This is a genomic window from Prochlorococcus marinus str. MIT 9401, from assembly GCF_000760095.1.
In the GTDB taxonomy this organism is placed as follows: Bacteria; Cyanobacteriota; Cyanobacteriia; order PCC-6307; family Cyanobiaceae; genus Prochlorococcus_A; species Prochlorococcus_A marinus_I.
Genome location: NZ_JNAR01000016.1, coordinates 1 through 19260, shown reverse-complemented (window position 1 = coordinate 19260; position 19260 = coordinate 1). Strand labels below are relative to the sequence as shown.

At 27.1% G+C, this 19260-nt stretch carries 32 protein-coding genes; 19 read left to right on the top strand and 13 right to left on the bottom strand.

Going from position 1 to position 19260, the window contains the following annotated elements:
* Positions 1 to 21: 21 nt before the first annotated feature.
* Complete coding sequence (locus EV01_RS03175) at positions 22 to 213, bottom strand: hypothetical protein (RefSeq protein WP_032517193.1); 192 nt, start codon at positions 211 to 213, stop codon at positions 22 to 24.
* A 9-nt stretch (positions 214 to 222) separates the two neighbouring features.
* Positions 223 to 624 (bottom strand): hypothetical protein, encoded by a 402-nt coding sequence (locus EV01_RS03180; protein ID WP_032517194.1) that lies wholly within the window; start codon positions 622 to 624, stop codon positions 223 to 225.
* Positions 625 to 1045: 421 nt separating this feature from the next.
* Between EV01_RS03180 and EV01_RS03190 the strand changes: the two genes are divergently transcribed.
* The 6 genes from EV01_RS03190 (at position 1046) to rpsU (ending at position 3372) form a co-directional block, all read left to right on the top strand.
* A complete protein-coding gene (locus EV01_RS03190) occupies positions 1046 to 1270 on the top strand; it encodes a hypothetical protein (RefSeq protein WP_032517196.1) in 225 nt (74 codons plus the stop codon).
* Between the two features lie 220 nt (positions 1271 to 1490).
* A complete protein-coding gene (locus EV01_RS03195) occupies positions 1491 to 1994 on the top strand; it encodes a hypothetical protein (RefSeq protein ID WP_032517232.1) in 504 nt (167 codons plus the stop codon).
* Between the two features lie 74 nt (positions 1995 to 2068).
* The gene (locus EV01_RS0109055) at positions 2069 to 2254 is read left to right on the top strand and encodes a hypothetical protein (RefSeq protein ID WP_032517197.1); all 186 of its coding nucleotides are present in this window, start codon (positions 2069 to 2071) and stop codon (positions 2252 to 2254) included.
* A gap of 1 nt (position 2255) precedes the next feature.
* Complete coding sequence (locus tag EV01_RS03200) at positions 2256 to 2651, top strand: phosphoribosyltransferase (RefSeq protein WP_080725733.1); 396 nt, start codon at positions 2256 to 2258, stop codon at positions 2649 to 2651.
* On the top strand, positions 2648 to 3106 hold the full coding sequence (locus EV01_RS03205; RefSeq protein WP_032517198.1) for a nucleoside 2-deoxyribosyltransferase: 459 nt from the start codon (positions 2648 to 2650) through the stop codon (positions 3104 to 3106). The genes EV01_RS03200 and EV01_RS03205 overlap by 4 nt, the downstream gene beginning before the upstream one ends.
* A gap of 89 nt (positions 3107 to 3195) precedes the next feature.
* On the top strand, positions 3196 to 3372 hold the full coding sequence (gene rpsU / locus EV01_RS0109050) for a 30S ribosomal protein S21 (protein ID WP_002806486.1): 177 nt from the start codon (positions 3196 to 3198) through the stop codon (positions 3370 to 3372).
* 63 nt (positions 3373 to 3435) lie between these two features.
* Here rpsU and EV01_RS03210 read toward each other — a convergent pair whose 3' ends face one another.
* Positions 3436 to 3768 (bottom strand): helix-hairpin-helix domain-containing protein, encoded by a 333-nt coding sequence (locus tag EV01_RS03210; protein ID WP_032517199.1) that lies wholly within the window; start codon positions 3766 to 3768, stop codon positions 3436 to 3438.
* Positions 3769 to 4039: 271 nt separating this feature from the next.
* Between EV01_RS03210 and EV01_RS03215 the strand changes: the two genes are divergently transcribed.
* On the top strand, positions 4040 to 4636 hold the full coding sequence (locus EV01_RS03215) for a uridine kinase family protein (protein WP_032517200.1): 597 nt from the start codon (positions 4040 to 4042) through the stop codon (positions 4634 to 4636).
* Here the strand turns inward: EV01_RS03215 and EV01_RS03220 are convergent.
* From EV01_RS03220 to EV01_RS03230, 3 genes are read right to left on the bottom strand one after another with little or no spacing between them, the layout of a single operon-like run.
* Positions 4633 to 5790 (bottom strand): NAD(P)-binding protein, encoded by a 1158-nt coding sequence (locus EV01_RS03220; RefSeq protein ID WP_032518501.1) that lies wholly within the window; start codon positions 5788 to 5790, stop codon positions 4633 to 4635. The two genes, EV01_RS03215 and EV01_RS03220, sit on opposite strands and share 4 nt — an antisense overlap.
* Before the next feature lie 19 nt (positions 5791 to 5809).
* Positions 5810 to 6613: a hypothetical protein gene (locus EV01_RS03225; protein ID WP_032517202.1), complete on the bottom strand. Its 804-nt coding sequence runs from the start codon at positions 6611 to 6613 to the stop codon at positions 5810 to 5812.
* 32 nt (positions 6614 to 6645) lie between these two features.
* Positions 6646 to 6879, bottom strand: a complete 234-nt coding sequence (locus EV01_RS03230) for a hypothetical protein (RefSeq protein WP_032517203.1) — start codon at positions 6877 to 6879, stop codon at positions 6646 to 6648.
* A 167-nt stretch (positions 6880 to 7046) separates the two neighbouring features.
* Between EV01_RS03230 and EV01_RS03235 the strand changes: the two genes are divergently transcribed.
* On the top strand, positions 7047 to 7451 hold the full coding sequence (locus EV01_RS03235) for a hypothetical protein (RefSeq protein WP_032517204.1): 405 nt from the start codon (positions 7047 to 7049) through the stop codon (positions 7449 to 7451).
* 28 nt (positions 7452 to 7479) lie between these two features.
* Here EV01_RS03235 and EV01_RS03240 read toward each other — a convergent pair whose 3' ends face one another.
* A complete protein-coding gene (locus EV01_RS03240) occupies positions 7480 to 8160 on the bottom strand; it encodes a peptidase E (protein WP_032517205.1) in 681 nt (226 codons plus the stop codon).
* 20 nt (positions 8161 to 8180) lie between these two features.
* Here EV01_RS03240 and EV01_RS03245 point away from each other — a divergent pair, with 20 nt between their 5' ends.
* The 3 genes from EV01_RS03245 to EV01_RS03255 all read left to right on the top strand — a co-directional run bounded on the left by EV01_RS03245 (position 8181) and on the right by EV01_RS03255 (position 9655).
* Entirely contained in the window at positions 8181 to 8651 is a 471-nt protein-coding gene (locus EV01_RS03245; RefSeq protein ID WP_032517206.1) for a GNAT family N-acetyltransferase, read from the top strand.
* 444 nt (positions 8652 to 9095) lie between these two features.
* The gene (locus EV01_RS09840; protein ID WP_193741385.1) at positions 9096 to 9245 is read left to right on the top strand and encodes a hypothetical protein; all 150 of its coding nucleotides are present in this window, start codon (positions 9096 to 9098) and stop codon (positions 9243 to 9245) included.
* Positions 9246 to 9337: 92 nt separating this feature from the next.
* Complete coding sequence (locus tag EV01_RS03255) at positions 9338 to 9655, top strand: DUF3303 domain-containing protein (protein ID WP_032517236.1); 318 nt, start codon at positions 9338 to 9340, stop codon at positions 9653 to 9655.
* 422 nt (positions 9656 to 10077) lie between these two features.
* Here the strand turns inward: EV01_RS03255 and EV01_RS0109040 are convergent, their stop codons facing one another.
* Together EV01_RS0109040 and EV01_RS09835 are read right to left on the bottom strand one after the other, a co-directional pair.
* The gene (locus tag EV01_RS0109040) at positions 10078 to 10347 is read right to left on the bottom strand and encodes a hypothetical protein (RefSeq protein ID WP_032517209.1); all 270 of its coding nucleotides are present in this window, start codon (positions 10345 to 10347) and stop codon (positions 10078 to 10080) included.
* A 104-nt stretch (positions 10348 to 10451) separates the two neighbouring features.
* Positions 10452 to 10589: a hypothetical protein gene (locus EV01_RS09835; RefSeq protein WP_193741386.1), complete on the bottom strand. Its 138-nt coding sequence runs from the start codon at positions 10587 to 10589 to the stop codon at positions 10452 to 10454.
* A gap of 202 nt (positions 10590 to 10791) precedes the next feature.
* On the opposite strand from EV01_RS09835, the gene EV01_RS03260 reads away from it, so the two are divergent.
* The 7 genes from EV01_RS03260 (at position 10792) to EV01_RS03295 (ending at position 16243) form a co-directional block, all read left to right on the top strand.
* The gene (locus EV01_RS03260) at positions 10792 to 11172 is read left to right on the top strand and encodes a DCC1-like thiol-disulfide oxidoreductase family protein (protein WP_032517210.1); all 381 of its coding nucleotides are present in this window, start codon (positions 10792 to 10794) and stop codon (positions 11170 to 11172) included.
* A gap of 107 nt (positions 11173 to 11279) precedes the next feature.
* Positions 11280 to 11465 carry a hypothetical protein gene (locus EV01_RS03265; protein WP_011818521.1) on the top strand — a complete coding sequence of 62 codons (186 nt, stop codon included), beginning with the start codon at positions 11280 to 11282 and terminating at the stop codon, positions 11463 to 11465.
* A gap of 45 nt (positions 11466 to 11510) precedes the next feature.
* A complete protein-coding gene (locus tag EV01_RS03270; RefSeq protein WP_032517211.1) occupies positions 11511 to 11813 on the top strand; it encodes a hypothetical protein in 303 nt (100 codons plus the stop codon).
* 66 nt (positions 11814 to 11879) lie between these two features.
* Positions 11880 to 12596 carry an MBL fold metallo-hydrolase gene (locus EV01_RS03275; protein WP_032517213.1) on the top strand — a complete coding sequence of 239 codons (717 nt, stop codon included), beginning with the start codon at positions 11880 to 11882 and terminating at the stop codon, positions 12594 to 12596.
* Between the two features lie 149 nt (positions 12597 to 12745).
* A complete protein-coding gene (locus EV01_RS03280; protein WP_241433398.1) occupies positions 12746 to 13027 on the top strand; it encodes a hypothetical protein in 282 nt (93 codons plus the stop codon).
* A 48-nt stretch (positions 13028 to 13075) separates the two neighbouring features.
* A complete protein-coding gene (gene pepN / locus EV01_RS03285) occupies positions 13076 to 15682 on the top strand; it encodes an aminopeptidase N (RefSeq protein ID WP_032517215.1) in 2607 nt (868 codons plus the stop codon).
* A gap of 399 nt (positions 15683 to 16081) precedes the next feature.
* Complete coding sequence (locus EV01_RS03295; protein WP_032517217.1) at positions 16082 to 16243, top strand: hypothetical protein; 162 nt, start codon at positions 16082 to 16084, stop codon at positions 16241 to 16243.
* A gap of 14 nt (positions 16244 to 16257) precedes the next feature.
* On the opposite strand, the gene EV01_RS03300 is transcribed toward EV01_RS03295, so the two are convergent.
* The 3 genes from EV01_RS03300 to EV01_RS03310 all read right to left on the bottom strand — a co-directional run bounded on the left by EV01_RS03300 (position 16258) and on the right by EV01_RS03310 (position 17980).
* A complete protein-coding gene (locus EV01_RS03300; RefSeq protein ID WP_032517218.1) occupies positions 16258 to 16458 on the bottom strand; it encodes a hypothetical protein in 201 nt (66 codons plus the stop codon).
* A gap of 95 nt (positions 16459 to 16553) precedes the next feature.
* Entirely contained in the window at positions 16554 to 17729 is a 1176-nt protein-coding gene (gene purT / locus EV01_RS03305) for a formate-dependent phosphoribosylglycinamide formyltransferase (protein ID WP_032517219.1), read from the bottom strand.
* An 11-nt stretch (positions 17730 to 17740) separates the two neighbouring features.
* Positions 17741 to 17980, bottom strand: coding sequence for a hypothetical protein (locus EV01_RS03310; protein WP_032517220.1), 240 nt, complete (start codon positions 17978 to 17980; stop codon positions 17741 to 17743).
* 145 nt (positions 17981 to 18125) lie between these two features.
* Here EV01_RS03310 and EV01_RS03315 point away from each other — a divergent pair, with 145 nt between their 5' ends.
* Entirely contained in the window at positions 18126 to 18605 is a 480-nt protein-coding gene (locus tag EV01_RS03315) for a glutathione peroxidase (protein ID WP_032517221.1), read from the top strand.
* A 135-nt stretch (positions 18606 to 18740) separates the two neighbouring features.
* Here the strand turns inward: EV01_RS03315 and EV01_RS03320 are convergent, their stop codons facing one another.
* Positions 18741 to 19208, bottom strand: coding sequence for a hypothetical protein (locus EV01_RS03320; protein ID WP_032523303.1), 468 nt, complete (start codon positions 19206 to 19208; stop codon positions 18741 to 18743).
* Positions 19209 to 19260: the final 52 nt, after the last annotated feature.

Sequence of the window (19260 nt, the reverse complement as noted above, 5' to 3'; positions counted from 1 at the left end):
AGCAATAATATTCAATTTAATTTATATTATTTTACCTTCAGGATTTATTTTAAGAGCATTAGAAATAGAAATATTAGAATAATCATCTTTCCACATTATTGGCGAATCTATAACCTTCCTCTCAGGAGATTTGACTGAAAAAATTAAAGCGAATACAAAAAGAACAGTAATTAATATTATGATCATTACTAATTTATCTGAAATATTATTCATTAGTTTTATCTATCTTGAAAAATTTTTGTCAGGTGTTATTTTTTTGTACATTTCTAGAAAATAAGATTTGAAATATTCAACTCCCTCATTTCCAATTAATCCAAAGGCCCATCCACAATCATTTATAACTTGCAATGAAATTTGATTTGCTAAGTCATCTTTCTCAATCCATTTTTTTTGTGGATTATAAGAAAAAGATATAATATTCTCTGTTTTTACTATGGCTGATTTCATTGCTTCATCTTTAGAAAAACCATTTTGAATAGCTTTGCAATATTTTCTTGAGAAATTATTAGAGATCCTATTTTGGAGCAAACTAACGCTAGGGTCTGAAGTATCAAATGCCAAACCTATTGTTGGATTTGATAGATAAATTATAAAAAAAATTAAACTCAAAAAAAACTTTAGCAATAGTTATAAATCAATAATTATTTATAATATAATAGTTTTTTTTAGTTAACTTTTCAATTAAAACCTATTAATTTTGAGCATAAAATAAATTTCAATTTATTAAAAATTAATAGTATTGCAATAAGTTCAGTAATAATAGTCAGAGGTTTATCTGACTACTTATATGTACGAATCATTGATGACATTACTATTTTTCCCTGACTGGACAAACGGACTTCCTTCAGACTTTTTACTACTTCATTTTTTCATAGGAGCTATTATTTTCCCGTTTAACATGATACATGCTAAGGCAAGAAAAATTGACAGTCAAAATCCACAGGAAGCAGCTAATGGGTATAAAAATTCAGATAATACTACATTCTTTGGCTACGAAGAAATCAACTAGATTTTAAAAAAAGTTCTTTAAGGAATTACTTAATTGATGATAATTTCCCTAAATAAAGCTTTAGATCTCAAAATTTTTAGCCCTAATGAACCATTAGGTATATTGATCCTTTTTTTAGGATTAATATTTACTGCTATGATTTTTTATATCATTTATGCTGTAAGCACTAATAAAGAGTCACTAGAAGATAAAAAAATAAGAACAAAAAAGGAGATTTTGCAAAAAGAGAAAATAGGAAAATTATTTCCTAAGAAAAAATAAACTTAATTATTTTATTTCTACTAAGCAATCTATTTATATTGTTGATTATCAAATCAGTAGGGTCCAAAAACATCACTGATAACTCATTTAATTCGAACATTATTATAAATCTATACCTTATCAAATAAATATTTTTTGCGAGAAATAATTATTGATTTTATGGCAATAATATTTTCATAACTAGTAAAAAATGTTAAAAATAAAGAAAAGATTTAAAATTTTGGAGACTTCTACCCAATATCTATTTCTTGCTAGTGGAGTTAAGAATGGAGAAGGGTTTTGGATGGTGGGAGTCAAAGATTGTGATACAAATATTCTTGATGATAGAAACCTTTTAGATTGCCATAGAAAAGAAATAATAGGTACTGAACCAGCTAAAGATATTCTTTTCGCTATTAACTTAAACATAAATAATTTAGTAAATGAACTAAGAAATAAAAAATATTTAATTGAAAGACCTTCATTAGGAGTTTCATTTGATATTCCATTAGATATTTTGGAAAATATTTTTGATTTTTGGTTAGATATTTATAAAAATAAAGAAGACTGGGAAACTTGTCTGGGACTTCTTAAAGTTAGAAAAAGAATTTCTCTAACAAATCTTATTGAGAGTGATAGTTTAAAAGGCAACTCTAAAAAATGGGCTATAAAAGTTGAAACTTTGCATACTTATTTACCTAATTCACTTATGATTGGAAAGATAAATGACCCTATGTGGAAATAATTATAATTTTGATTAGTCAATATATTTACTTAATAGGTTATTTAGGTAAAAATAAAATTATTTAATATTTAAATATGAATAAGCCATATTCTTTTAGTAGTGAACAAATGAACGGAATTGTCGAGGATACTTATGCCAACATAATAAAAGAATGTGAAAATTTAAAAAAAAATACTAATTGCCCAAATGAGCAGGTAGTAGCACTTTTAAGTGTAATCGCATCAAATTTCGCAACTCCAACTGAAAAAAATAAAAATTAAGATGATAAATTATTTTACTTGGAGCGAATTTGATAAGAGTGTAGAACACATAGCTAATAAATGTAAGTTTTATGAATTTTCTGGCATATATGGAGTTCCTCGTGGTGGGTTATGTCTTGCTGTAGCACTAAGCCACAAATTACAAATAAATTTGATTAACGAACCAACGAAGAATTCACTAATAGTAGATGATGTTTATGAAACTGGTATTACATTAAACAACTTCAAAAATATCGAGGGCGCTATGTTTTTTGTATTATTCAGTAAAATAAAACCAACATGGTGGAATAGTGTATTTATATCTGATAAAAACAAATGGATAGTCTTCCCTTGGGAAAACACTTTAAATTTAGAGATTGATCGCAACGAGTACTTCAACAAAAGAGGTTTAAGTTGAAAAAGAAATTATATTTGGCAAATCCATATGGATTTTCAAAACAAACAAAAAAACTCTTAGATGAATTTATTAATATTTTTAATGATTTAAATATAGAAGTTTACGAACCATTTGAGAGAACTAAAAACATATTACAAAATGGAGGTAATTGGGCATATGACCTGGCTAGAAGTAATTTTAATGATTTAAAAAAATGTGATTGCATTTTTGCGATTGTTAATGGAACTCCACCTGATGAAGGTGTAATGATTGAATTAGGCATTGCAATTGCATTAAAAAAGGATATTTTTTTATTCAGAGATGATTTTAGAAATTGTTCTGATAGCAGCCAATACCCATTGAATCTTATGCTTTTTCTAGGACTGCCAAAAGATAATTGGAAAAAATATTATTTTGAATCATTACAAGATATAAAAAGTAATAAAAAAAGATTTGTTGAATGGACAAAAGAATAATGCAATTAAACTAAATAAACCATCAATCCTTGAGTTTAAGTTTTAAATTTTTCTATCGAAGTGCTAGAATATATTTTATTTAGAAAGTTTTGACACAAGTTACAGTTGGAGAGAACGAGGGAATTGAATCAGCCCTTAGAAGATTTAAAAGACAAGTTTCTAAATCAGGAATTTTTGCAGATTTAAAAAGGCTTAGGCATCATGAAACACCCATTGAAAAATACAAGAGAAAGTTGCAACAGAGGAGAAAAGCAAGAAGAAGATAATCAACTAATCTTTTGAAGTTAGAACAAATTTATATAATTTTGAATTTTTATATTAGAAAGGAATTATTTAAGCTTTTTAAGCTTTTTGACAAGGTTCACTCCAACTCCTGAGACAGCAAGAAGATCTTTTTCATCAGCAGCAATTACAGCTTTTGTTGTTTTAAATCCTGCCTCATATAAAGCTTTTGCACTTTTTGCTCCAACGCCTGGAAGTGATGTTAAAGTTTCAATATTTTTCTTAGTATTAGCTGTTTTTGTTTTTGTTTTTGTTTTTGTTTTTGTTTTTGAAGTTTTGGCTGATTTAGTTGCTTTTTTTTCTTTCTTTAAAGGAGTTTCGGGGGATACTTCACTTTTAAATAGAATTGATTTTAGCTTACTTAGAAATTTAGAAATCATATCAATATATAAGTAATAAAATTATTTCTTTAATTTAATATATTATGAATTCCAATGGGGAATAAATAATAAAAAAAATAGATGATTGAATAGAAATAATTTATTTACAATTATATAAAGACACATATTTAATATTTATGCAAGCTTACAAGCCATTGCAAGGTATCTAACATTAGTCTAAAAATGAAAGAAAAGAAAAAATGTACTTCAAGAAAGTAAGATTATTTATTAATAGTAAAGTTATAGGCTTAATAAAAAGCAGATTATAAAAATGAAGCTTATATTTATAAGTGGTCCTTCTGGAAGCGGTAAAACAACATTATCAAATCAAATAATAAAAAAAAATAAAAATGGTTTTGTTTTAAGTACAGATAATTACTATAAAACAGGGCTAATAAGTAAATTTCTATCAAAATTAGTAAGGGGTTTTTTTGATAAAAGGATAAGTTTTAATTACAAATTATTCAAAAAAGATTTTGATTTTGTTTATCAGAATCGAATTTCAATGCATGATAGATATTATAATTTTGAAAAAAAAACAATCCAAAATGTCTTTAACGAAACAAATAATATTAGTTTTTTAATTGTTGAAGGTATTTTTGCCAAAGAAATCTCGAAGAAATTAAATAATCAAAATTATTATTTTATAGAAATAAAAACTAAAAAAAATGAGTGTTTGAAAAGAGTTTTACAAAGAGATTTAAAAGAAAGAGGGAAGGATAAAAAGCAAGCTAAAAATGATTTTTTAACATCTTGGGACATTTATTACGAAAAATTCTACCCAAATAGCATAAATAATAATACAAATAAATTCATTATTAGAAAAAATAGTGACACAGATGAAATTTTGAAAAAAATATTTAATTAAATATTTATTTTTTTCTCTAACATTAAAGCACTAAAAATTGAACCTTCGATCCTACCAAATCCATCTCCCGCAAACCAATCTCCACAAAATCCAATTCTATATTTCCTGCTAAATTGCAAGGATAATGGAACAGCCATGCCAGAAGGCTGTGAAGCTCTCCATTTCATAATAGAGATTTTTACATCTAAAGATAATTTATTTATTACAGAATTCTCTTCAAACAGTTTATTGAAATTTGTAATTATTTTTTGTTTAAAAACTTCTTCATCTTTTGAATTTATATAAGAATTTATAAAATCTATATCTTTGGAATGTACTACGATTCCTAATTTGTTGTTATCTTGCAGTTGAAAAATAATTCGTTCAAATTTATATTTATTTTCTAAATTTTTTCTTAAATAAAAATACCTTTGTTTTTTAGAATAAAAATCTTTAAAACTATAATTTTCATTTGTATAAATTAAGAAAGTTAACCTAGGAATAAATGATTGTTCTTCTAAAAAATTTAATAGTGAATCTATTTTTTTGTCATTATTTATAGGAATAGCTTTTCTTAATGGAATTTGATTTGTATCCAATATTTTTAATGACCTTTTATGCAATAACAAATTGGTTGAACAAATAAGATAATTAGATTTAAATGTGTCACCATTTTTTGATGTTATTACCCATTCATTATCATCAAACTTCAAATCAACTATTAAAGTTTCAAAGTAAAAATCAATTTTTCCCTTTAAATTATTAGACTTAATTATTTTTTGAGATAATTGACTCATAGAATCTAAAGATAGATAATTAATTCCGCAAGAAAATTTAGATATTTTTTGTGTTTCTGAATTTAAATCTTTATTTAGAAAAAATGTATCAGAGTCGTCAATTTTAATAAATTTATTTTCCAATAATTCATCAATATAACTTTTTAATAGAAGATTATTTTTACTGTTAGATATATTAAAATTAGGAGCCCCGTGGTTTAGTTTCCATCCTTTAAATCTTTTGCTTATTCTTGTACTTGATCTCCCTCCAAGTCCGCGACCAATTTCAATTAATGCAATTTTTTTTGTAATATTATTTTTCAGATACCTTGAGGCAAAGACACACGCTGATATTCCTCCACCTATTATTACTAAGTCATATGTAAAAGCACTTTTCATAATTACCTATTGACAAAAATTATCTTTCATTTTCTAAAAAACCATAAACAGAATCAAGTTTCTCTGATGATGAAAAATCAGACTCAATTAAAGGTGTAATATTATTTTTTTTATAAAAACTAACTAAATCGTTTGTGAAATCAAAAAAATTCTCCAAGGCATATAAGCACTTTTTAGAGATATACACCTCTTTCCAAGGACGAAATTTAAACCGTGCTATAAATTGTTTAGAAGGAATAAATAAACTTCCATATAAATTTAATTTTTCTTCTTTTGCTAAGTTTTTAAGATAAGTCACCTCACTCTGAAGAACTTTAATATCTGTACCATATTGCAACCAAATTGAATTTATTAATCCAGTCGAAATTTTTCTTTCGAACCTTTCTCTTTCTGAAGAAATATTATAGTATTTTTTCAAATATGGATTGTAAGCTATACCCAATTTAACTTTTAAATTTTTTTCTTTTTTTAAATAAGCTAATACATCAACTGAGTCAAAGTTTTTTTTCTTATTTGATCCTGATACAAGGAGAATTTCATAGTTTTTATTAGTCTGAGAACTTTTAACAAAATCTAAAAAATCCTTGTACGATTTTTCTTTGTTTTTTGAATATTGATGATAAAGACTATAGTGATAGGTAACATTAAATTCATTATATTCTTTAGATATATGTTTAATAGTTGAATTAAACAAATCCTTCTTTATAAGTCCTTTACATGGAATATTGATATTTTTTATATTATTTAATTTGCAGAAATTAAGTTTATTGTCTAACTGAGAAAAATTTTTAAATGATAATTCAAATCTTATATTATTGTTCATTATTTAGTAGTCATATTTAATCACTCAACATATTAACGAAAACACGCGTCTGCTACGATTCTTATTTTGGAAGTCGTCTTTTTATTCTTAGCCTTTAGAAAATAACTGGGGGAAATCTCTAATACAGCTTTTAAAGAAATTTTATCTTCTGCGGATTTTGTAATAATTTGATTAAAACATTTCCAATTTCCTGGTATTACAAAACCGGGCCATGATAAATAAAGACCTGCAAAAATCCCTAAAAATAAAAATAAAAAAAACCTCATAACAAATAAATTTTTAATTTTATTAATTAAATAAAAAAACAATAGTTCAATTGTATTGGAAAAGAATTAATAAATTATTTCCTCTCTTCTTATCGCATATATTTAGTCCATAAAAGATTTTCACGAACTCGAGAGGTTAGAATAACAAAAAAGTATTATTTTAGAATATGGCTAGCCAAGATTATCTAATTGCAATAGCTTTAATAGAGCAAAACCTAGTTAGAGCAATGCCTCTTGGAGGTAAAGAAATTAAAGATAATTTAGAGGAATCAGAAAATTTCAAGAAACTTGGAGAAGAGGTAATTTTAAATCTTCTAATGAGAGTGTTTCAAAGGAGTGATGAAGGTGCTTTAAAAAGGGCTTCTGAAGAAAAAGCCTTGCTCCTTGTTCATATGCATCCTAAAAGAATGCAGAAAGAACTTCCATTCATTAAATCTGAATGGATAAGAGATGGAGATACACAACAGTTTCTAAAATATCTAGGCAATCTCTCAAAAGAAGTATGGACTGCATCTTTCGTGAAATACAAAGGTATTGAATTTACTTCTATCTCTAAGAATGATGAGATCTAAAGTTAAAGTATATAAAAATATCTACTTTTCAAAGAATTTCTTTCTTTACAAGATTATTTTCACTTGTGACTCTAAAGCAGTTTCTACCATCACCAAAATCAATTGAGGAATAGTCAAAATCATTTTTAATATGTAAGGCACAATTGCCCTCTATACATATACAAGATTCAATAATTTCCCTCTGAATAACATCATAAACGTAAGGTTCCCTATCTTTCTCTTCATCGAAATGAGGGCAGGCAATACCTTCAACTATGCCTAAACAATCAATTATGGCTAACTCTTTAGCATAAGAATCAGTTATACCTTTATCAAACCAACAAATAGCCCCAGCACTTACACCACTCATTATAATTCCTTTTTCATAAGCATTTCGCAAAATTTTATGTAAATTCCATTCTTTCCAAACAGCTAACATACTTTTTGTATTTCCTCCGCCAACATAAATAATGTCTTGTGTCAAAACTTTATCTTCTAAATTTTCTGTTCTAGAGAAGAAATCAATATGGCTTGTTATACAATCAAGTTTAGAAAATGCTCTATAAAAATTTAGTTTGTACAAACTACTATCTCCAGAAGCCGTTGGAATAAAGCAAATTTTAGGTCTTTTTTTATTACTTAAAGAAACTATATATTTTTCAATTTCAAGAGAGCCTAATGAACGTCCAAACCCTCCTCCCCCAATTGCGACTATATTTTTAGTAGGCATATTAAATAAAAGATTTGTATATGAATTTAAGACAAATTACCATTAAAGATCAACTGGAATTAAAGAAGGTTTATTTTGATTCAATTCAATACTTAGATGAAAAAATATATAGTCAAGAACAAAAGAGAGCCTGGTCAAGCCAAGCTTGGAACAACCCAAATTTTGAAAAATCAATAATTAAAGGAAAAGGATGGCTTATAAGTAAACAAGGAATTATTATTGCTTTTGCTACAAGATATCCCAACGATAGAATTGCGCTATTTTACTGTAGAGGTAAATTCCAAAGAAAAGGTTACGGATCTAAGTTACTTCATAAATTAGAAGATGAAGCAAAGAAAGAAGGTTTAGATTCTCTTTATACTGAAGCGAGCTTAATAAGTTATGAATTATTCCTAAAAAATCAATGGAAAATTTTTCGTAAAGAAATAGTTATTATAAATAACATTTATTTTGAAAGATATAAAATGGCTAAAACTATAAAAATTAATTAATTTATAATGTCTGGCAAAAGCAAGGGATTAATTCTGATTCAAAGGGTTCTAATTTGGGCGTTATATTTTTTTTCAGGATTTATACTTTATTCAAAACAAAGTATTTTGCCTTCATTGATAATTAATTTCTCAAGAATTATTTATCCACTATCTATTTTTTGGTTACAAATAAGAATTAAAAAAAGAACTAATTTTCTGCCTATTCATTCAAAAATGACAACTTCGGAATTGTGGTTCAATTTATTACCCGTTATTGCATCTCTATTGACTGTAATTTTTTCTTTAACTAATTCTTTCTTATATATCCTAGGAAAATTAATTAACTCTTAAATAAATTATTTATTATCTAATAGCCTTAAAAATTTCTCTCATAAAAAACATAATGTAAATAAATTTGTCTTTTACTCATATTTGTTTAAATTTTAAATAGTGCACAATAAAATCATGAAAAATATTTCATTAAAGGGAAATATTAATTTTGATAAAGAAAAAAAAATAAATGATTATGAATTATTCTCTTTAAAAATCACAGATAGTTTATATAAAAAAGATATTGGAAAATTCCTTGAGACTCTCTCTTCTCATTTTATTTAGGAAAATATTATTTTTCTGATCTTCAAATTCAAACAGTCCCATTAATAAATAAGTATTTGAGGGATAATGAGTTAAATCTTAAGATTATTCCAATGCAATTATTTCTTGCTGACTGCCAATTCCCAGATATTGAGAATCAAGTGAAAGCTTATCAACTATTTGTAGAAGCTTGGGAAAACGGTGAAATTGCAAAATCAGATAAAACAGATAAATTTGAGATGTTATTTAGAGTTCATGCTCCAGGGGAGGGTAGAGTAGTTTGTCTATGTAAGGCAGAGAGTGATAAAGAAATTTTCGACCATTTTGCTCCATGGAGAGCCAAATTTGGAATTCATATGGAATTTACACCTGTAATAAGTTGTCAAAATATTGTTGATTACCATAAAGATTTGTTCAAAACTTTAGGGTAACTAACTTAAATCTAAAATTTATCGTGATTAAACCTTTTCCCAATCTTATTTATAAAAAAAAAGATAATAATTTTCCTTCTTCAAAAAATAAGCTTGAGAAGGAGGAAAACGTCAAATCTAAACCATTAATAGTATTTGGTTTTATCATCTCATTAACTTCCATTTTTTTACTTTTATTCACCATTAATAATAAATTTGGGTGATAAATGAGTAATTAGAACTATTACCTGGGAACAAATATGTTTTATTATTAATTTAAAAATAACTAACTAAATGGCGTTTAACGAAGGGGGGATGGCATCGGGCCTTTTAATAATCGCAGTATCAATAGTTTTTGCTGCCGGTTTTGGATTTTTAGTTTTACACTTTGTACCGGGAACTCCATTTTAAGTTATCAAACTGAGTTTGATTCACAAAACATCTTAAACATTAACAGTTTCTAAATCCTGTATTTGATTATCATCAGAATTAGATTTCTTCTTTAATCGATAGGCATAAAATAAAGATCCTATAGCTATGGTACTAGAGGCAAAAATCCCCGATATGAGTATCAAGGCAAAAAGACCACCTATTAGGCCCCCTTTTAACCTAAGCAAATTTGATTTGATTAAAAGTATTGATAAAAAAACAATAGTGGCTTTAAGAGAAGAGATTTTCAAAAAAGCAAATGGATAAAAAGGATTTAACAACATTTCTTTGGCGAGATTTTATTTGAATTTATTCTAAAAATAAATTTAAAAAACCGCATAAAAAAAGACTCAAATGAGTCTTTTAAATCAATATTAAATATGATGATTTATGCATCAGGGTCAAAATTCTTTAGGTTTGGACCTGCTACAAGACCTACAAGGCCAAAAAGGACTAAAGAACCAATTCCAAAGCCTGCTGCCCATGGATTGAAACCACCTAAAGCAAAAGAAGCTAATAAATACATGATTTAAAACAATATCTCCGAGTTAGCATACAGATTTTTATGAAAAATATACCTATATTGAGACATTTCTTCGTAATTGTTGGAATCGTTTAACTATCCCCTATATGAGAAATCCACAAAAATTAAATTATTTATTCTATTATCGATGAATTATTATTTTGTTGGCGCACTTTATTAAGACCATCAAAACTGTTTTTTTCTAATGACTTCCAACTATATCTTTATTTATGATGGGAAATGCCCATTCTGCAATCATTTTGCTGAGCTACTTGAGATTAAAAGCAAGATAAATAATATTAAAATTATTGATGGTCGTAAAAATTTAACTCTAATTAAATCCCTCCTTGATAGAGGTTATGACTTAGATAAAGGAGCTATTCTACTGAAAGATGAAGATATCTTTCATGGGGCAGATGCAATCAATACTATTTGCAAACAGATAAATAATCCCTCAAGTAGTTTACTTTTGTTACTTTCAAGAGTGTTTAAATCAAATAAACGAACAAATTTGATATTTCCTTTACTAGTCAGAGCCAGAAGATTCGCATTGATATCAAAAGGTATATCAACATCACTAGTTTAAAAATAAAAACTTTCTAAATATTAAATAACATATTTATAAGCTTCTGTATCAATAAATGATAATTAATTATTTCTTAGCTAGAACTAAGTGGTAACAACAAGTATTAAATGATAGAAAACTTCAATCCCTTTATTTCATTGGGCGGTGATAACCAAAAAGTTAATCATATGGCTGAAGCGGCACTTGAAATGAATTTAACTTGCAATGATTTAAAGAAGGATTTAAATTTAACTGATGGTGATGTAGTGGATATGTTGCAACTAGTAATGGATAGGTTTAAAAATAGCAATTAAGTAAATATCGTAATTAATTAATCACTATATATCTATTAATTTTTAATGAAAACAGTACAAATTGAGTTTTCGAAATATGAATTAGTTAATTTTTTATGGCCTGAATTAATAGAAGACTACGGATTTGATAAGGCCAGAAAAATAGTTTCTCAAGCAATTGACTTACAAAAAATGTATGGGGCTAAAAATAGCACCATGCCAATCATATTTTCAGGAACAGGTGGATTAGCTCTAATACCAATACAAATGCTAGAAAAAGAAAACCTTGAGATTAATTATAAAGATAAACAAGTTTTAATATTTAATCTGAAAAGAAAGTCATTTCAAATCTTAAATGAAGCGAACTAATTTAAATTTGTAATATCTCGATAAAGCAAAAATTACCTTATAGTCTAATAAAGCAATTAATTGATAATGACTTTTGAAGCTACCTACCTTGGTTCAAATGGTTGGCTTATAAAATTTAAAAAAACTAATTTAATCATTGATCCTTGGCTCAAAGGGGATTTAATATTTCCTCCAGGTGAGTGGTTTTTTAAAGGATCATTAGAAGAAGAAATTTCAATAGATAAAAAAATTGATATTATCTTGTTAACCCAAGGATTACCTGACCACTGTCATGTTCCAACATTAGAAATGTTCAGAAGTGATATTCCTATAATTTGCCCTAAAAGTGCTTTTGAAACATTAAAAAAAATTGGTTTTAGTTCAATTAAAGTGCTTAAGCCAACTCAAAAGACAAATCATTTAAATTTAAGTTTTGAAGCCACTGCTGGTGCTCCAGTTCCACAAATAGAAAACGGATATATTGTTAAAGACGATCAAGATAATGGGTTTTATATAGAACCCCATGGATATCTTGATGAAAATTTAAACAAGCAAAGTCTTGATGCCGTTATTACTCCTACAAAAAATTTAGAATTACCCTTAGTAGGTTCTTTTGTAAAAGGTGCTGATGTAATCCCTAAATTGATTAACAAATTCAATCCAAAATATATACTTTCAAGCACCATAGGCGGAGATGCGAAATATTCAGGTTTTCTAAATAATTTTATTTCAGTTCAAGATTATGACGAGGAATTAAATTGTAATCTTGTCGCTCTAAAGAGTATGCAATCTATTATGATTTGATCTAAAAAGATCTTTAATTAAGTCATTTAGCTTGAAAGCAAATCTACTTTAAAGGAGCTCAAAAAATTCATTCATTTTTTATTACTTCAATACTTTTATTAACTTTAAATATTAGCTATGTTTGTGAAAATTCTAAGCTTAATCTTGTGATGAGAAATAATTTTAATGGTGACTTTTCCATAGTAGAAAAGATTTCGGAGTTAAAGCCAGGAGCATTTATAAATATTAATTGGAAGAAAAAAAAGCTTATGCTTCCATATTCGCTAAGAAAAGATTATATTTCCTTTACAGATAAAAAATGGGACTGGAGATACCAATTTAATAAGGACGGGTCGCCTGATATTAATAATCCTTCTTTATACGAATTACTTCCTTCAGGAAAAGTTAAAGCACATTTCTGTCAATCAGAAGATAAAAGATCTAACTTATAATTTCAAAATAAATATTCCAGATTTCTTAACTTCTGACTTTTTGTAAAGATGAACATTCCAATAAACCAAAAAAGTATTTCAAGATATGTAAAACTTAAAGATTACGAAGTTTTTGATTATGAAATTCCAGAAATCTTTTTGGACTTCGTAATTAAGAAAAATGCTGTAGATGTTACAACGAAACTAAAATTGGTAAAAAAAAATAAGAATACCAGAAATCTAATTCTTGATGGTTCGGAAATATTAATAAAAAAAATTTTTATAGATGACTCACTACTAGAAGAGGAAAACTACAAACAGCAAAAAAATAACTTAAAAATTAAAAATATAAATAAAGATAATTTTTTATTAAAAATAAAAGGAATAATTAAACCAAAGGAAAATACATCCCTTTTAGGAATGTATGAAAGTAATGGAATTATTACTACGCAATGTGAGGCAGAGGGATTTAGAAGAATAAGTTTTCACTCTGATAGGCCTGATATTCTAAGCAAATACACTGTTAGAATTGAGGCCGACAAGAATGATTATCCTGTTTTACTCTCAAATGGTAACATCGTAAAAGAGAATGATCTTACAAATAATCGACATGAAATAATTTGGGAAGACCCATATCCAAAACCCTCATATCTATTTGCATTGGTAGCGGGTAAACTTAATTGTGTAAAAGATAATTTCATAACAAAATCGAATAAAAAAGTAAAAATAAATATTTATGTTGAGTATGGCGATGAAAAATATGTCCAACATGCAATAAGTTCTTTAAAGAAATCTATGAGATGGGACGAAGATAAATATAACCTTGAATACGATTTATCATTGTTCAATATAGTTGCAATTAGGCACTTTAATATGGGAGCAATGGAAAATAAAAGTCTCAATATTTTCAACTCAAAACTAATTCTCGCTAATTCTGAAACAACAACTGATGAGGAATTAGAGAGAATAGAGGGTGTGATCGCCCATGAATACTTCCATAATTGGACGGGTAATAGAGTGACCTGTAGGGATTGGTTTCAATTATCTCTTAAAGAGGGTTTAACAGTATTCAGAGATCAAGAATTCACAGCAGACCTTCATAATCATGAAATCAAAAGACTTGAGGATTCAAAATTTCTTAGAAGATATCAATTTAGAGAGGATTCTGGTCCAACATCGCATCCTGTAATGCCAGAGAGGTACCAAGAAATAGACAATTTCTACACGACCACGATATACGAAAAAGGATCAGAAATAATTAGAATGCTTAAAAAGCTTGTAAAAGATGAAAATTTCTTTAAAGGATTTAGTAATTACATCACAACATATGATGGGAAGGCAGCAACAATAGACCAATTTGTCGATAAAATTTTAGAGCATAATAAGGAAATCGATCCTGAAGAATTTAAAGTCTGGTACAAGCAAAATGGCACTCCAAAAGTTAAATTTAAGAGAATCTGGGATCAAAAAGACGAAAAACTCATAATTCAAGCCTCTCAAAGTAATCCAATAAAGAAGAACCCATTTAATGAGTTGCCTCTAATAATTCCTATAAATCTTTCTATATTTGTCGGAGACAATAAATCAATAGAAAAAACAGTTGTTTTAAAAACAAAAAAACAGGAATTTAATTTTAGGAATGTTAGATCTGACCTCCAAATCCCTTTTGTAACTTATTTTCGCGAATTCTCTTCACCAGTTGAGTGGGAATCTGACACTACCTTGGATGAAAAATTTTTAATCTTAAAATATGAAAAAGATTTTTTTACACTATCTAATACTGTAAGAGAATTATTTAAAAAAATCATTTTAAGCAGATTAAATGAAAAGCCAGATCACAAAGTTGAAAATAAATTAATAAGCACATTATTATCATTTATAAAAAATAAAGATATAAATTTGTCTCTTTTATCAGAATTATTAAGTATTCCGACATTTGCTGAAATTGAATCAGAGATGGAAAATATAGACCCTCTAAAGATATATAAAACTGTTGACGAATTAAATCATTTATTCGGCACCAAATTAAAGAAAGAATTATATTTTAAGCTCCAAGAAATAGAGAAAAATATTAATAAAGTTTGGCCAGAAGGAAAAAATGAAAGAAAACTAATCGAAACTATTTGGAAACTACTCTTGCACAGTAATGATGAGGAAATTAAATGCAAAATAATTAATTATGTAGATAGTAATTCGATGACGCTAGCAAAAGCTGCATTGAATTCTTTCAGTAGAATTAATTGTCCTGAAAGAAAAATTATTTCAAATATATTCTTCAACAAATGGAAAAATAATAGTGTCGTTTTGGATAGTTGGTTCTCATTCAATGCATCTATAGAAATTGATAAAAAAACAAACAACATTGAAAAATTATTTGATAATAAGTTTTTTGATTCAAAATCACCAAACACTTTAAGGGCTATATTAAATACTTTCGTAACTAGAAATAGTACTTTTCATGCGATTGATGGTTCTGGTTATAAATATATTGCAAAAAAAATAATTGACTTTGATAAATTAAATCCCATCGTAATTTCTCGTTTTGTAAAGGTATTTAGTAGATACAATTATTATTTAGACCCTTACAAAAGTAATATGGTAGAGGCAATAAAACAAATAAAAAAAAATAAACTATCAACAAATACTAAAGAAGTATTAGATGCAATAATAGAGTGATTAATTGATGTTATTTAAATAAAATAACAATAACAGTTGTAAATATTAAAAATAAAATAAATACAAGATACTTATTAATAAAAATATAATCAAATACACTTTTATTATTATCTTTATACCACTTTTTATTTACGTATTCCTTTGTTATAAATTTATTAGGTCTGCCACAATATAAACATGTTGGGGAAGTTTTTAAAATTAAATTTTTACATTGGGGGCACTTTTTTTTTTCCATAATTTAATCTTACTGAATAAAATTGAATTTAGAAACAATAAATAAAAAAGTAATTTAGATTTTATTTTTTAAATTTTGAATAATTAAATATCATTGCAAAAAAAAATTTGACTCTAACTATTTAAAAAAAGTTAATATAATAAAAAATTAGTTTTTGGTTTAAAATGTTTGCTATTGCACTTGGAATGTCCCCTTTCGAAACAATCACCGTTGCAATATCTTCTTCAATTTTTATAATCGCCTTTACATGGGTCTCGATCAAGGGAGATTTAAGAAAACTTGCTAATGAATTAATTGAAGATAATGAAAATAATCAGGATAATTAAGAAAATCTTTTAACCTACTTTGAATGCAAACTAGGATAATCAATAATATGCCTAATTTCTTTTAGAGAAGAACCATAGATTTTTTCACCATTTAAGTGAATACCAATCCATTTTTCATTTTGATTAAAAAATTTACTTTTAGTAGTTTCCCTCCCTAGATAATCTTTATTTTCCCAATTTAAAGTTATGTCCCAACCTTTATAATTTTCTATCATTGTAAAATAAAGAACATACTCAAATAATACTCAGAAAGACCTAGAACAAAAACAAAGGAAATAAGTATTTTTTTTTCGTTATTTTTATTTACTGTTTATTTAGTACTGACTCTTATTTTACGAGCAGCTTCATCTGCATTTTTTCTAGCCAAATTAATGTCAGAATTTGATGAGAGAACAATACCCATTCTTCTGCCTTTTCTGGAAACTGGTTTGCCAAATATTAGCACTTTAGTCTTTTGAAATTTTAATGCTTCATTGAGACCCTCATAAATAGGATTTAGATACTCTTGATTCGAAAGTATAACTCTGGTTGCAGAGGGTTCTATTAGATTTATATCCGGTATTGGTAAATTTAAAAAAGCCCTTAAATGTAATTCAAATTCATTAATATTTTGACTGACTAATGTAACCATACCAGTGTCGTGTGGTCTTGGAGATAATTCTGAAAATATAACTTCACTTCCTCTTATGAAAAACTCTACCCCGTATAATCCAGCTCCATTAAGGTTATTTAATATTCTACTTGTCATTTTCTTAGCTTCAATAATTAAGGACTCCTTGATCTCTAAAGGTTGCCAGCTACATTGATAGTCTCCATTAGATTGAAGATGTCCAATTGGTAAACAAAAAATATTTTCACCATTCTCTTTTCTTACAGTTAGAAGTGTAAACTCAAAATCAAAATTAATAAATTCTTCAATAATTACACCTTTAACCTTTCCTCTTGAATTTGCTTGTGCTTGTTTCCAAGCATTTTTTAAATCATTTTTTGTTTCAACCAAACTCTGCCCTTTTCCTGAAGAGCTCATTAAAGGCTTAAGTAAAAGTGGAAATCCAATTTCATCTGCTTTTTTTTCTAAATCATCAAATTCAAAAATATAATCAAACTTTGCAGTTTTAATTTTTAAATCTCTAGAAGCTAAGTCTCTAATTTTATCTCTATTCATTGTAATTTCTACAGTTCTGGCGTTGGGAACAATATTGAATCCTTCATCCTCAAGTTCTTTTAGGGCTTCAATTGAAAGTGCCTCTATTTCTGGGACAACATAGTCAGGCTTAAATTCTTTTATGACATTTTTTAAAATATTTTTATCTCCCATATCAATTGCTCTTGAATAATCAGCAACTTGCATTGCAGGTGCATTTTCATATCGATCAATTGCAATAACTTCTAATCCTAATCTTTTGGATTCTATTACTAATTCTTTTCCAAGCTCTCCACTACCAAGCAATAAAATTCTTTTTTTAGAAAAAATTGATTCTTTCATATATATAAAACCTATTCGTCATCACCAGAAGATGAAGATGTATTATCTGTAATTTTTTTATCTTTAGAATAACCAAATAAAAAATATCTACCAAACCAATTTTGACTTCGCATGCTATTAGTTATTGATCTTGAAATTGCTCCTAAAAAAAAGATTCCAATCATTGCCCAAATAATTCTTTCTAAAGCAATTGCAGGTGAAAAACCTTGACCTGAATTAATAATTTCAGTGAGTGGGTCTAAAGGGTCCAAATTTAAACTGATTAATAATATTAATTATAAAGGGTTAAATAAATGAAAAATTAAAACTTGTAAAAGAAATAACCAAAACTACCATATAAATTAAACACAATAAATCCTATACAATGCTATCTTCAAAGGGTGATTTTTTTTTGACATGCAAGTTGACGTACAAAATACTACTGTTGTTTCCTCAGACGGATCACCCATAAAACTAGGTGAATATTCAGGGGAAGTAATCTTAATTGTTAATGTAGCTAGTTATTGCGGAAATACTGCTCAGTATGAGGATCTCCAAAAGCTACATGATTTATATTCTAGAAAAGGCCTAAGAATACTTGCATTCCCATGTAATGATTTCGGAAAACAAGAACCCGACTCGCTTTCAGAAATAAAAGATTTTTGCTCAACAAAATATGGAGTTAAATTTGAAATCTATGAAAAAGTTCATGCAAAAGGTAACACCACAGAACCATACACAACCCTTAACAAAGTTGAACCTGAAGGAGATGTTGAATGGAATTTCGAGAAGTTTCTGATAGGGAAAGATAGTAAAGTAATTGCAAGATTCAAGCCAGGTGTTAAACCGTTTGACGAAAACTTAATAGCAGCTATCGAAGTAGCTTTAGATTCATAACTACCTTTTTGTAATTCAAATTGAAATATTAAGAATAAAGACTCTCTATATTTAATTAAAAAATAACCAAATTAATCTAAAAATTCTATTTTAGTATTCAAGCCTATCTATTAATAGATAATTTAATTTAATATCCTACTGAATATCAGAATCAACTTCTACGTCTATTATTTCATCTTTAACAGCTCCTTTTTTAGGTTTAATTGAATTTACCTCTGGCTCTACTATTTCTTCTTTAACTTCAGTTTCTTCTGCTTCCTCTGCCTTTACTTCTGACTCTACTATTTCTTCTTTAACTTCAGTTTCTTCTGCTTCCTCTGCCTTTACTTCTGACTCTACTATTTCTTCTTTAACTTCAGTTTCTTCTGCTTCCTCTGCCTTTACTTCTGACTCTACTATTTCTTCTTTAACTTCAGTTTCTTCTGCTTCCTCTGCCTTTACTTCTGAATTTGATAAGCTTTGATCTTCATTTTTACCTAAAAGGAATTTTAATAGTTTTTTGAATAACGAGAAACCTTTTTCAATTCTTTTTGGACCTAAAATTGAAAGCAAAACTACTAAAATTATGAATATTTCAGGTGAATTTAAACCTAATATTTTCATAAAATATCTTATTCTATTTATATTTTAGTACATGCTAAAAATTTAATCTAAT